The sequence below is a fragment of the Arthrobacter sp. Y3221159 genome (assembly GCF_059089885.1).
The window spans coordinates 43,813-56,634 of record NZ_JBNHFC010000010.1 but is presented as its reverse complement, the minus strand read 5'-3'; the positions used below and the strand labels follow the sequence as shown (position 1 = coordinate 56,634).

The following is a 12,822-nucleotide window of genomic DNA, read 5'->3' as shown; positions in this document are numbered from 1 at the left end:
GTTCTGAACAGAGCGGAAACCCTGGCCGGCCCGCAGTTATTCCCGGCCGGGAAATTCCCGGTACGCCATTATGCGGGCAATGCGCACTTCCCGCCACAGGCTCAAGGAGGGACGGGGAACTTCTTTCGACGGTTGCTCAGGCCCATCCCGCCAACCGCGAGCACTCCGCCCAAAGCCGGCGCCGGGCTTCCGGGTCCGAACCCATTCCCGGGGTGGGCAGTTCTTTCCGCTGTGCCCAGAGCTTGCCGGACACTGCGGCTGCCTCCGTTGCCGTCGCCAGCCATAGGGGCGTGTCCGCAGCCTGCTCCGCCGTCTTCCCGAACCTGTTGGTGACCCACCGGAACGGCCCACCCACGTCCTGCAGCAGCCCGGTGTTCCTAACCAGTCCGGGGTGCACCGCGTTGGCCACCACGCCCGTGCCGCGCAGGCGCTCCGCGAGCTCCTGGGTGAGGAGGACACGGGCCAGCATGCTGGGCGGCGTGGAGCGCAGGTAGCTGTATCTGCCTTTGGCGGTCTGCAGGTCATCAAAGGTGAGCTGCGTATTGCCGTACCTGGAGGCCACGTTCACGATCCGCGCCGATCCTGCCACGGCCGCGGCCTTTTTCAGGGGTTCCAGGAGGAGGTTGCTGAACAGGAAGTAGGACATGACGTTGGTGGCAAACGTCAGCTCAAGCCCCTCCGCTGTTACATGGCGTTCCTTCCTGAAGACGCCGGCCGCGTTCACCAGCACATCGAGCTGCCCGTAACGGGCCCGGACCTGGTCCGCCGCCGCCTGGACCGACGATTGCAGGGACACGTCACAGGCAAGGGGCTCCAGCCTGGCCGCCGGGACACGCGCCCGGATATCCGCCACAGCCTCTTCCGCGCGGGCGTAGTTCCGGCCAATCACGACGACGGCGGCGCCTTCCCGGGCGAGGCCCGCGGCAACCGCTTTGGCCAAGCCTCCCGTTGCTCCCGTGACCAGTGCAATCCGGCCATCCATAGATGCCACGGCTACCGCCTCCTGACGCTTCCTACCCCAATCCCAGCACGGATCGCCGGGCGAGGCCATAGCGGGTAAAGGGTCGCATCCGCCTGGGCGCTGCGGTGGTAGGTAGACTGGTCTACCTACCACCGCTTCGAGGAGTGTCCGTGCCTGCACCGCGTGTTTCCGTTCCGCCCCGGCGCCCCGCGCGCCAGCTGCTGCTGGACGCCGCCGCCCGGTTGTTCTATGCCAAAGGGGTGGCCGCCACGGGCATTGACACCATCACCTCGGAAGCGGGGGTGGCGAAGAAAAGCCTCTACAACAACTTCGCCTCCAAGGCCGACCTGGTGGCGGCGTACCTGGAAGCCCGGCACGCGGAATGGCTGGAGCTGTACCGCAGCCGGCTGGAAAACGCCGGGAATCCCCGGGAACGGGTCCTGGCCATCTTCGATGCCTACCTCGACCATGCCAATGCAGCCTATGAGCACGGGTTCCGGGGCTGCGGGCTCCTGAATGCCGCCGCGGAACTCCCGGCCGGGGACGCAGGCCGGGAGGCGGTGCGGCGGCACAAGGAACAGGTCGAGCAACTGCTGGAGGCGCATGTACTCGAGCTGCTGCCCGGAGAGGACGAGCGCGCCGCAGGGCTGGCGCGCCACCTCTCCTTCCTCCTGGAGGGGTCCATGGCGAGGGCGGGGCTCGAAGGCGGGGATGCCCGGCTCAGGGATGCGAGGCTCATTGCTGCCCGGATGCTGGAGGACCTGTGACGGCAAAAGTCGCGTCCGCCGACGCACCACTGTGGGGAGCCCTGTTCGTAGCGGCCGCTTCAATCCTCTGGGGCACCACCGGAACCGCCGCCACCTTCGCGCCGTCCGTCAGCCCGCTCGCCATCGGTGCCGTGGCCATGGGGATCGGCGGCCTGCTGCAGGCGCTGTATGCCGCCCGATCCATCGCGGCCCAGCGGGGCGGGCTGGTGCAAAGGTGGCAACTGGTGCTCGTGGCCGCAGCAGCAGTTGCCGTCTATCCCCTTGCCTTCTACAGTTCCATGCGTCTGGCCGGCGTAGCCATCGGAACTGTCGTTTCCATCGGCTCGGCCCCGGTGGCTGCAGCCCTGGTGGAGCGGTTCGCGGACCGCAAGCCGCTGACCCGGCGGTGGATTGCCGGTGCGCTACTGGGAATGGGCGGCGCGGCCCTATTGTCCTTCGAAGGCCACGGGCCTGCAGGCCCCGGACCCGGCCTGGAAGGCGCAGCTTCCGCAGCGTCGGCGGCAGGCATCCTCCTGGGCCTGGTAGCAGGCGGCACCTATGCCTTGTATTCCTGGGCCGCGCACCGGCTGATCGGCGGCGGGATCTCCTCCAGGGCGGCAATGGGAGCGGTGTTCGGGCTGGGAGGAGTGCTGCTGATGCCGGTACTAGCCCTGACGGGCGCCCCGCTGCTGCAATCGTGGACCACCTTCTCCGTGGGGGCCTACATGGCGCTGGTTCCGATGTTCGCCGGCTACGTCCTGTTCGGCTGGGGATTGGCCCGGCTGCACGCCAGCACCGCCACCAGCATCTCCCTGCTGGAGACAGTGGTGGCCGCCGTCCTGGCCGTGCTCGTGGTGGGAGAGCGGCTACCGGCACTCGGCTGGCTTGGCGCCGCCGTCGTCCTGGCGAGCCTGTTCATCCTGACGCCGCGCACGCCGCGCAACCATCGGCGCCAAAGGGAACCCGCTCTAGCCGGTGGGCTGTTCCCGCCGCCGGCCCCTGCCTGGGAAGGGCCGGTCCAGGAACACGAAGGCCCCCGCGCCCAGCAGCAAAAGGCCGAGGACGACGGCGGCGGCCGCCTGGCTGCCGATTCCCACCAGGAGGAGGACAAGGCCGGGCAGGCACGCGACTGAGCCGGCGAAGAGCCTGGCCGGGACGCGGCGGGCGGGATAGCCGGAGAGCAGTTCCATGGCCAGGTGGGGATCGTCAGCGATCAGCCGCAATTCCAGCTCGTGAAGCAGCCTCCGCTCCTCTTCGGACATTGGCATTGCATGCCCCTGGATTCCATGAGACGCGGGTATCGGTACTGACCGTAGGAGCCTTGTCTCACTTAGTCAAGACCTGCCCGGCCGCGTGGCGCTAGGGTGAAGGCATGGCTTTGGGGGAGAACAGCAGTGGCCGGTCCGGCGGACGGAACTGGCGGAGGTTTATGGTGCCGCTGGTCGCGGTGGCCACCGGCGTGACCGGGACGTTGTTAGTGCGGGCCCCGCGGCAGGACGTGGGCTGGTTTGCCTACGCCCCGCTGGCGAACGAGCCCTTTTCGTCGAACAACCTGGTTTTCATGGACGGCACGGCCAGGCTTGGCTATGCACTGATCCTGGCCGGACTGCTCCTTCTGGCGTTCTGGGCAGGCTACCGGTTCGCCCTGCGCCGCTCCCGGCGGCAAAGGTAGGCGCCCGCACGGAGCCGGCTATCGCCGTCGTAATTCCGCAAACTCGATGGACGGGACAATGGCGCCCGCGTCCCGCTCCACGAAATTGGTGCCGGGCGGGACGACGTCATCGATGGCGTCCAGCACGTCTTCACCCAGCCGGATGCCCGCGGCGCGCAGGTAGGCGTACAGGTGCTCCTCGTTGCGCGGGCCAATAATCACGCTGCTGATGGCCGGATGGGCCAGGGCAAAGCCGACGGCGAGGTCCACCAGCGGGAGCTCCAGCTTGTCGGCCAGCCGGGCCAGGGCGTCCGCCGCGAGCAGCTTCCGCTCACTGGCGGGGCCGGAGATGTCGTACCTCCCGGGCAGGGAGTGCACGCGGGTGGCCGGCCGGCCGGATTCCAGGACGAAGCTGCCGGACAGCCAGCCGCCAGCCAGCGGTCCATGGGCAAGGACACCCAGCCCGTACTGCTGCGCGATGGGCAGCACGTCCCGCTCGTTGCCGCGGACCAGCATCGAGTACGGCACCTGGTTCCCCAGCGGCGGGATCAAGTGGTTGGTGGTGGCCAGCCACTGCGCCTCCACCAGCTGCGCGGGCGTGAAGACGGAGGTGCCGTAGTAGAGGATCTTGCCCTGCCGGATCAGGTCATTAAGGGTGGTGATGGTTTCCAGGACGTCGGTGTTGTAGTCGGGCCGGTGCGCCTGGTAGAGGTCAATGCGATCCGTCTGCAGCCGGCGCAGGCTGCCTTCCACTGCCTGGGTGATCCAACGGCGGGAGTTGCCGGAGTGGGCGGGGTTGGCGCTCATCTGCCCATGGAACTTGGTGGCGAGGAAAACATCGTCGCGGCGTCCGCGCAGGGCCCGGCCCACCACCTGCTCGGACTCGCCCTGGGAATAGACGTCGGCGGTGTCGATGGCCGTGATACCTGCGTCCAATGCGGCGTGGATGATCCGGATGCTTTCCTCGGCGCCGGTGGGAGCCCCCGATGGCCCGCCGGTCCCTTCACCGAAGTTCATGGTGCCCAGTGTGAGCGCGCTGACGGGGGTTCCCGACCGCCCGAAAACCCGCACTTCGCTGAGGCTCATCCCCGGTCTCCTCCCGTTGCCTTGTTTGCCCTTGGCCCGTCACGAGGCTACCCAGATCCGCCGGCTGCCTGAAGAGTCCTGCCTTAGTCCTTCGCTTTTCGACGCACGAAGTAACGCAGGGGGCCGGATGACGTTTTGTGGCGCGCACCAGCCCGCGATCTCGCTTGCCTTGAGGGCTGGCCACCCCCAGCAAAGCCGAACAGTTCGTGAAACGGCAGGACTTGATTTATCGGCAGCACCAATGTGAGCGGCGTCCTCACGGAGCTATCAACGGTGGTGGCCGCGACGCTGAGTGCGTCTGCCGGCACGAACGGCTGCCACAGCGTGCTGGTGCGTCCGCTCGCCCCGGACAAAAACCAGAGCGCCGCATTGAACCTCCTTGCCGACCAGCCCGGCGCAACACGCACTTAGAGTTGTAAGGCCGGGACGCGGGACGTGTGACACCGACTGCATTTCGCCTCTGCCCCGCCCTGCAATAATCTGAACCAACGGTTGTGTACGGGGGTGCGAACGCCCGGTACAACAGGCAGCACTGTAAGTTCGATCCCTTCACACCAGACGAGGCGGACACGCATGACGGCTTCAGACCAGCAGCACGCACCACGGCCAGCGACGCCGGCCGATCCACCGGGCCTCGCTCCGGCTGCCGGGGAATCTGCTGCCGGCAGGTCCGCTACAAGTGAACGCGTGGACCCCCATCTGCTCCAGCAGTTGGCCGATGCCCACGGGGTGGGAACCTCATTCCAGGGCTGGGACGGGCTGCCGCACTCGGTGGCCGAGGGAACACTCATCAAGGTTCTTGCTGCCTTGGGCGTCGAAGCCCACACCAACCAGCACATCCAGGAGGCCCTGGCGGACGCGGAACTGGCGCCGTGGCGGCGGATGCTGCCACCCGCCGTCGTAGTCCAGCAGGGCGAGCCGGCGCAGGTCCAGGTGCATGTGCGGGAAGGAGCGGCTGCCAGCCTAACCATCACGCTGGAAGGCGGGGCCGGGACGCGGGAGGCGGAGCAGCAGGACGTCCGGGTGGAGCCCCGGGACGTGGACGGAGTGTCGGTGGGCCGGGCAACCTTCGCGCTCCCGCACGACCTGCCGCTGGGCTGGCACACGCTCGTGGCCGAATCTGAAGGCACCACCGCAGCCACCACGCTGGTGGTGGCCCCTGCCCGGCTGGAGACGGCAAAGGAACTGGAGAAGCGCCGCGGCTGGGGCCTGGCAACCCAGCTGTATTCCGTCCGGTCCAAGCGGTCTTGGGGGATCGGCGACTTCTCGGATTTGGCCGACCTTGCCGCGCTGAGCGGTGCCCGCGGCGCCGACTACGTGCTGGTCAACCCGCTGCACGCGGCGGAGCCGGTTCCGCCGGTGCAGCCTTCGCCCTACTCGCCGTCCACCCGGCGGTTCTTCAACCCGCTGTACATCCGCATCGAGGCCGTTCCGGAGCTGGCCTACCTGAAGCCGCGCAGACGTGCCCAGCTGGAAAAACTGCACGAGGAAGTGGCCGGACTCAACAAGGACGGTGAACGGCTGGACCGGAACTCCGTCTACGCCGCCAAGCTGCAAGCACTGGAACTGCTGTACCACACCCGCCGATCGCCGGCCCGGCAGGCAGCGTTCGACGAGTTTTGCCGGATTTCCGGCAGCGGACTCGACGATTTCGCCCTCTGGTCCGCCATCCGCGAGGACCTCGCCCCGGACGACCCGCTCTGGAAGGACCCAGCCACCGCCCTGGGCTCGCCGGAAGCGGAAGCCCTCCGGGAGAAGCTTTCTGACCGCATCGGGTTCCACCGCTGGCTGCAGTGGATCTGCGACGAGCAGCTCGAGAATGCCCAGCAGGCCGCGCTGAGGGCAGGTATGCGGCTGGGCGTGGTCCACGACCTGGCCGTCGGAGTGGACCACAGCAGTGCCGACGCCTGGACTCTCCGGAACGTGCTGGCGCCGGCCACCAGCGTGGGCGCGCCGCCGGACATGTACAACCAGCAGGGCCAGGATTGGGGCCAGCCGCCATGGCACCCCGTCAGGCTTGCCGAAGCCGGCTACCAGCCCTTCCGCAACATGCTCGCCACCGTGCTGCGGCACGCCGGCGGCATCCGCGTGGACCACATCCTCGGCCTGTTCCGGCTCTGGTGGATCCCGGTGGGCAACGCGCCCGGCGACGGCGCCTACGTCCGCTACGACCACGAGGCACTGATCGGCATCCTCGCCCTTGAAGCGCACCGCGCCGGCGCCGTGGTGATCGGCGAGGACCTCGGCACCTTCGAACCCTGGGTGCGGGACTACCTGGCCGCGCGCGGCATCATGGGCACGTCCATCCTTTGGTTTGAGTACGACGGCGACTTGCCCCTTGCGCCGGAAAAGTACCGTACGCAGGCACTTGCCAGCGTGAATACCCACGACCTTCCGCCCACCGCCGGCTACCTTTCCGGCGACCATGTGGCCCTGCGGAGCAGGCTGGGCCTGCTGGAACGCTCCGAAGCCGAAGAACGGGCCGAGCACAACGCGTCCCTGGAAAAGATGCTCGCAATGCTGCGGGAACGGGGCTACCTTCCGGAGGGCGCGGCCGCCGGTTCCGGTGGCACTGTGGCAGGATCATCCGGTTCCGAGGAGCGCACCATCGAGGCGCTGCACCTGCTGCTCACGCAGACTCCGTCCGTCCTGCTGGGCGTGGCTCTTGTGGACGCGGTAGGGGAGCGGCGCGTGCAGAACCAACCCGGAACTACCGAGGCACTCTACCCGAACTGGCAGGTTCCGCTGGGCGGGCCGGACGGCAGTCCTGTTTTCCTTGATGATCTCCCCGCGAACGCGCGGTTCAACAGCCTGCTCGCGGCGGTGGAGGAGGCTCTGCACGGCTGAACAACCCTGAGGAGGGCGCCATGAATCCCCACCCGTTCCCCGACCCCGCAAGCTCGGCCAGGGACCCCGACGGGCGTGGGCCCACGCTGGTGGTTGGCGGCACAGGCTTCCTGGGGAGCCAGGTGGCCACTGAGCTGCTGAGGCGGGGGAAACAGGTGCGCGCCCTGGTCCGGCCAGGTTCGGATGCGTCCAGGCTGGAGGCAGCCGGCGCCGACATAGCCCGGGGCGACATGATGGACCCGGACTCGCTTGACCGGGCCATGGCCGGCGTGGATGCAGTGGTGACCTCGGCCGCCGGCTACACCAGGCATTCCAAGGGGGATACGCCCGATATCGACACGAGAGGCAACTCCAACCTCGCCGAGGCCGCACGCCGCGCAGGTGTCCGCCGGTTCGTCCTCACCAGTATCCTCACCTGCGACCAGACTCCGGAGGTCCCGCACTTCTGGCACAAGAAGCTCATGGAGGACAAGCTCGAGCAGCTTGGCGTTCCCTTCGTCGCGTTGCGGCCCGGCGCCTTCCTGGACCAGGTCACCCGGTTCGGCGGGGACCCGATCGCCAAGGGCAAGCTCATGTGGATGGGCTCGCCCCGCATCCCCACCACGTTCGTGCTGACCCCGGACCTCGCCGGCTACCTGGCAGAAGCCGTGGACGCTCCCGGCACTGACGGGCAACGGATCGACATCGGCTGGGACCGTCCGCTCGGCATGCAGGACGTCGCAGAGATCGCGGGGCGCCTGGCAGGCAAACCCATCAAGGTCCGCTCCGTCCCCATGCCGGTACTGAAGGCGGCGGGATTGGTTGTGGGCCGCTTCAATCCCATGGTGAAGGACCTCGCGGCCATGATCGCCTGGTTCCAGACCGGGCGCTATGTCGCCGACACCAAGCGCCAGGCTGAGGTCTTCGGGCCGCCACCAGCAGCCGAAGACGGCGTCCGCCGGCTCATCGGCATCCTGGGGCACCCCGTCAAGGGCTGACCGGGAACGGGAAGGGCCCCTCGCCCGTCCCAAACTTGGGAACAAGGCAAGGGGCCCTCCTGGCTGACGGGCCGCTAACCCGCCGTGATCACGTGGTTGAAGTGGTCATAGCGGAAGGTGACCGGCCCGCCGTCGTGCTCAAAGGCGATGTTGGCCCCAGGGGAGGCGCCGCCCGCCCCGTAGCTGATGTCCCAGGAACGGTTCAGCGCCGCCTTGAACTCGTAGCTTCCGGCGGGCAGGTCCGGAACGCTTAGCTTCCACACCAGGTCTGCCGGGTCCAGCACCAGCTGGGCCTGGTCACAGGCCGGCTCCCAGTCGGCGGCACAGCCAAGCTCGCTGTTCATGCTGCCGGCAGCGGCCACTGCTCCGGGCTGCTGGGAGGCGTAGACCGCGCTGAGGACGTGGGTCCCGTTGTCGTAGCGGAACGTCACCGGCCCGCCGGGGTGGTCCAGAACGAGGTTCGGGCCGTTGAACTGGCCGCCGTCACCGTAGTTTTCATCCCAGCCGCCGTTCAACGCCGCCTTGTACTCGTACTTGCCTGCCGGCAGGTCCACCGTCAGGCGCCAGATGTTGTCTGCCGGGTCCAGGGTCATCATGGCCTGGCTGCAGGAAGGCTGCCATGCTTCGGCGCAGCCCATCGCCTGGTTCAGCGAGCCGGCAACGGTGACTGAGTCGGGCTGCGGGGCCTCGCCCACAGTGACTGTGCGCACCTCGCTGGCGACAGTGAAGCCGGGGCCGCTCATCGAAGCGCGGTACTTCACCTCGGTGCCGTCCGCCAGGCTGGAGACATCGTCCGTGGCGGAGTACACCGGCGAAGAATCATCAGACCCGACGGCCGTCCACTCGCCGCCCGCCACGCTGCGCTCAAACGAGACAGTGTGGCTGGCTTTCTCCGGATCGGCTGTGGCGCTGAGTTCCACCATGCCCTTGACGCTGCTGCCTGCTTCGGGTTTCTGCAGCGTGAGAACGGGTGCCGGGACGCTGGCCGAGAGCGCCTGGCTGGTGGCGGTGTGGCCGCCATTGTCCAGAACGGTGGCGCGGTACTCCACCGCGGTGCCGGCGACCAAGGCCGCGACGTCATGGAATACCTGGTAGGGAGCAGTGTCATCAGTGCCGATCGGTTCCCAGGTGCCGCCCGCTGTCTTCGCTTCGAAAGTGACCTCGTAGAACGAGGAACCGTCGACGTCGGCCGTCACGTTAAGGCGGCCATTGTCACCGGGTGCCGCCGCAGGTTCCTGAAGCACGACGGCGGGCGCGGCCTTCGAGTGCGGGATGCGGCCCGAGGACTGGTAGACCACGGCGGACAACGGCGGGATGGTGACGGTAAGCTTCCCGTCCTCCGACGTCCTGGCTTCAGCTGCCGCATCGCCGTAGATGCGGGTGTAGTTGCGCTTGGCGATATAGGTAGGAACTTCGGCAGTTTGCGGCTGCTCACTGTTGTTTAGCGCCACCACGTATTCCCGCTGGTCTTCCGCGTCGGTGCGGGAGAAGGCGTAGATGCCTGCGCCCTCGGACGCGTGGCGGTGCTGGTGAGCGCCGTCGCGGAGGGCGGGGTGCTCCTTGGTCAGTGCCGCCAGTTCGCTGATCTTCGCATACAGCGGGTGTCCGGTGTTGAAGTTGTCCTCCGCATGGGTGGCATCAGTTCCCAGCAGGTCATCGTCCAGGTATTCCGGCACCTTGCTCGCGAACAGGGTCTGCCGCGCGTCCTGGTCTCCGCCGGGGCCGGTGAAGCCCTGCTCGTCGCCGTAGTAGATCACGGGGTTGCCGCGGGAGAAGTACATCAGCTCGTGGGCAAGCCGGTCGCGGGCAACCTGCTCCGCGTCGCCCGAGCCCGGGTTGTCGGCGGCGATGAAGCTGCCAATGCGGCCCATATCGTGATTCCCCAGGAATGTGGGCAGTTGGTAGACGTTGGAATCCGCGTCCGTGTACCAGTCATCGCCCGCAAAGAACGTCGCCAGGTTCCGGGTGGTGAATTGCGAGGTGAAGCTCTTGGTGGTGTCGAAGACCTCGCCGAACATGAAGAATTCTTCCTTGCCCTGTTCCTTCGCGTAGGTGAGGACGTCCGGGCCGAATTCCTGCCAAAACTCGTTGTTGACGTGCTTCATAGTGTCGATCCGGAAACCGTCCACGCCGAAGTCGCCGATCCACGTTTTGTAGATGTCCTTCATGCCCTCCACCACCGTGGGATGCTCCGTGAAGAGATCATCAAGGCCGAAGAAGTCTCCGTAGTAGGCGTCCTCACCCACGAAGGTGGTGTCGCCGCGGTTGTGGTACAGGGTGGGGTCGTTCAGCCAGGCCGGAACCTTCAGGTCCTTTTCGTCCTCGTCCAGGACGGGCACGTAGGGGAAGGAGGTGGCGGCGTCCAGATCCGGGAAGCCGCCTGTGCCGGCGTAGTCGCGGTCATCGAATTCCTGGCCGTCCGCCGTCGTGTAAGGGGCTGCATCCTTGGAGACGTAGCCCTTGCGCGCACCTTCCTGGTAGCCGATGACGTCCGCAGTGTGGTTGGTGATGATGTCGAAGTAGACCTTCATGCCGCGGGCGTGGGCAGCGTCGATGAGGGCCTTGAGCTCGTCGTTGGTGCCGAGGTGGGGATCGATCTGGGTGAAGTCGGTAATCCAGTAGCCGTGGTAGCCCGCGGACTTGTCTTCGGGCTGGACGGCCTTGTTCTTAAAGCTGGGGGTGAGCCAGATGGACGTGGTGCCGAGTCCCTGGATGTAGTCGATCTTGTTGAGGAGCCCGGCCAGGTCGCCGCCGTTGTAGAACCCCTTCCTGGCCGGATCGAAGCCCGAGACCATGGGATCGGGGCCAAGCCCGCCCTGGTCGTTGGCGGTGCTGCCGTTGCTGAAGCGGTCGGCCATGACGAAATAGAAGTTCTCGTCGGTGACCGGGGCCCGGAGCGAGTGGAGGGCTGATGACGCTCCCGGGTTCTTTGGGCCCTCTTTGGTGCCCGGTGCGGCGGCTGCGGGAAGGACTGCTGCGGATACGGTAATGGCTGCTGCAACCAGTCCCGCCGCCGAGCGGAAGCCCGCCGTCCGGACGGTGGACGGAACCGTTCTTGTTCGTGGGGATCGTTTCTGCCTGGTGGTTCTGGCGCGCGACAAGGCGCTGTTGGGGATGCGGGATATCAAGGGGTGAGACCTTCCTGGTGTAGCGGCGCTGCTGTACAGGTTTGCCGGAGGCAGGGCGTGCTGCATGATCCAGGTTCACAAGGCAGCATCACCCTGTGAACCACGTCACAACTGTAAGCGCTTGCACGAAATAACTCCAGCGTTTGGGTAATGCCCGTCGCGGGCCCCGGGAGCTGTGCCTAAAGGTCTCAGCCAGCCAGAATGAGAGCTGTGGGTGAGGGCGTCCGGACGTCATGGAGCAGGGGGCCCGGCAGCCCGGTGTCAGGATCCAGGGCGAACGTGGCCACGTTGTCCGACCGTTCATGGGCCACGTGGAGCCAGTTGTCCCTCACCAGGTGGTGCCGCGGCCAGTCGCCGCCGCTCCCCATGTCGTGGAGCGGCAGGAGTTCCGTTCCGCCGCCGGCGACCTCCAATGTGCTGATGATGTTGGTGCCTCGGACACCTACATAGGCGTGGCCGCCGTCCTTTCCAAGGCAGATCTCGGCGGCGGAGTCCCCGGACTGGCTGCCGCCGGACGTGGCCGGTCCGCGGAACACCAGTTCAAAGGTCCCGGCTTCAGGCCGGACGATAAAGACCTCAACGGAGTATTCAGAGACGACGAAGACGTTGCCGCTGGCATGCTGCACCAAGTGGCGGGGACCGCTGCCGAACGCCAGTGCCACCTCATGGTCGGCAACAAGCCCTGTCCCCGGGACGTAGTTCCAGACACGGAGGGTGTCATGGCCAAGGTCGGTGGTCATGATGCGGCCGTCCTGGAGCATCAGGCTGGCGTGCGCCCGGCTTGGCCGGGGCTGGCCCGGGGACAGGCTCGCATGCGGGTCCGCCGATGGCGGGGCCGCAAACCGCCCGGTCATGCCGCCGTCGGAATCCAGTTCATACAGGAGGACCTGGCCGTCACCCCAGCAGGCAGCGGTAACGAAGCGGCCCCGGCGGTCGACGGCCACATGGCAGGTGGCCTCACCGGCGGGCTGCGGCGGGCCGAGCGGCTCCAGGCCAAAAGCGCCGGTCCGGCGGTACGCCTGGACCATCTTGCGCTGCTCAGCCACCGCGTAGACGACCGGAAGGGTCGGGTGCACGGCAATGAACGACGGCGACTGCGCCTGCACGGCCGTGCCCAGCCACTCCAGGCTGCCGTCCTCATGGGCGCGGAGGGCGCCGATGCCCTCGGCCCGGCCGTCTCCGTCCGGTGTGTAGGTGCCGGTCCAGATGATGGTGTCGCTAGTGGCGGAGGTCATGCTTCCATCCTGCCAAGAATTTTGCTTCCCTCCATGGCGACCCGGCCTCAGCTAGCATGGAATTTCCAGTCTCGGCAGGAGGAGGTGGGTCCGATCAACGTGTTACCTGTTTCGGGTTCATCCTGGTGCTGCTGTCCGGGCCGTTTGGCCTGACTTGTGCGTGCAGGGTGACCACCGGCACACCGAAAGGC

General features: G+C 67.2%; 9 protein-coding genes and 1 pseudogene. 5 read left to right on the top strand and 5 right to left on the bottom strand.

The annotated features are described in order from the left end of the window. Window positions 1-136 precede the first annotated feature (136 nt). Entirely contained in the window at window positions 137-982 is an 846-nt protein-coding gene (locus tag AC5RT3_RS11840; protein WP_494052665.1) for an SDR family NAD(P)-dependent oxidoreductase, read from the bottom strand. Between the two features lie 149 nt (window positions 983-1,131). Between AC5RT3_RS11840 and AC5RT3_RS11835 the strand changes: the two genes are divergently transcribed. Both AC5RT3_RS11835 and AC5RT3_RS11830 read left to right on the top strand, forming a co-directional pair. Next, window positions 1,132-1,728 (top strand): TetR/AcrR family transcriptional regulator, encoded by a 597-nt coding sequence (locus tag AC5RT3_RS11835; RefSeq protein WP_494052621.1) that lies wholly within the window; start codon window positions 1,132-1,134, stop codon window positions 1,726-1,728. Continuing rightward, entirely contained in the window at window positions 1,725-2,840 is a 1,116-nt protein-coding gene (locus AC5RT3_RS11830; protein WP_494124275.1) for a DMT family transporter, read from the top strand. The genes AC5RT3_RS11835 and AC5RT3_RS11830 overlap by 4 nt, the downstream gene beginning before the upstream one ends. Here the strand turns inward: AC5RT3_RS11830 and AC5RT3_RS11825 are convergent. Then, window positions 2,796-2,969: pseudogene (locus tag AC5RT3_RS11825) on the bottom strand (DUF3040 domain-containing protein); the annotation flags it as partial. The gene AC5RT3_RS11830 and the pseudogene AC5RT3_RS11825 sit on opposite strands and share 45 nt — an antisense overlap. A 110-nt stretch (window positions 2,970-3,079) precedes the next feature. Between AC5RT3_RS11825 and AC5RT3_RS11820 the strand changes: the two are divergent. Next, window positions 3,080-3,379, top strand: coding sequence for a hypothetical protein (locus AC5RT3_RS11820; protein ID WP_494124274.1), 300 nt, complete (start codon window positions 3,080-3,082; stop codon window positions 3,377-3,379). Window positions 3,380-3,397: 18 nt separating this feature from the next. Here the strand turns inward: AC5RT3_RS11820 and AC5RT3_RS11815 are convergent, their stop codons facing one another. Then, the gene (locus AC5RT3_RS11815) at window positions 3,398-4,444 is read right to left on the bottom strand and encodes an aldo/keto reductase (RefSeq protein ID WP_494124273.1); all 1,047 of its coding nucleotides are present in this window, start codon (window positions 4,442-4,444) and stop codon (window positions 3,398-3,400) included. Between the two features lie 573 nt (window positions 4,445-5,017). On the opposite strand from AC5RT3_RS11815, the gene malQ reads away from it, so the two are divergent. Both malQ and AC5RT3_RS11805 read left to right on the top strand, forming a co-directional pair. Next, entirely contained in the window at window positions 5,018-7,291 is a 2,274-nt protein-coding gene (gene malQ, locus AC5RT3_RS11810; RefSeq protein WP_494124272.1) for a 4-alpha-glucanotransferase, read from the top strand. A gap of 20 nt (window positions 7,292-7,311) precedes the next feature. Beyond that, window positions 7,312-8,268, top strand: coding sequence for an SDR family oxidoreductase (locus AC5RT3_RS11805; protein WP_494124271.1), 957 nt, complete (start codon window positions 7,312-7,314; stop codon window positions 8,266-8,268). 74 nt (window positions 8,269-8,342) lie between these two features. Here AC5RT3_RS11805 and AC5RT3_RS11800 read toward each other — a convergent pair whose 3' ends face one another. Together AC5RT3_RS11800 and AC5RT3_RS11795 are read right to left on the bottom strand one after the other, a co-directional pair. Beyond that, the gene (locus AC5RT3_RS11800; RefSeq protein WP_494124270.1) at window positions 8,343-11,396 is read right to left on the bottom strand and encodes an alpha-amylase family glycosyl hydrolase; all 3,054 of its coding nucleotides are present in this window, start codon (window positions 11,394-11,396) and stop codon (window positions 8,343-8,345) included. Window positions 11,397-11,584: 188 nt separating this feature from the next. Next, window positions 11,585-12,631, bottom strand: a complete 1,047-nt coding sequence (locus tag AC5RT3_RS11795) for a lactonase family protein (RefSeq protein WP_494124269.1) — start codon at window positions 12,629-12,631, stop codon at window positions 11,585-11,587. Between the last annotated feature and the right edge of the window lie 191 nt (window positions 12,632-12,822).

Coding starts and splice junctions, on each gene's coding strand:
- AC5RT3_RS11840 (WP_494052665.1), bottom strand. CDS start 982: ATGGATGGCCGGATTGCACTGGTCACGGGAGCAACGGGAGGCTTGGCC.
- AC5RT3_RS11820 (WP_494124274.1), top strand. CDS start 3,080: ATGGCTTTGGGGGAGAACAGCAGTGGCCGGTCCGGCGGACGGAACTGG.
- AC5RT3_RS11815 (WP_494124273.1), bottom strand. CDS start 4,444: ATGAGCCTCAGCGAAGTGCGGGTTTTCGGGCGGTCGGGAACCCCCGTC.
- malQ (WP_494124272.1), top strand. CDS start 5,018: ATGACGGCTTCAGACCAGCAGCACGCACCACGGCCAGCGACGCCGGCC.
- AC5RT3_RS11805 (WP_494124271.1), top strand. CDS start 7,312: ATGAATCCCCACCCGTTCCCCGACCCCGCAAGCTCGGCCAGGGACCCC.
- AC5RT3_RS11795 (WP_494124269.1), bottom strand. CDS start 12,631: ATGACCTCCGCCACTAGCGACACCATCATCTGGACCGGCACCTACACA.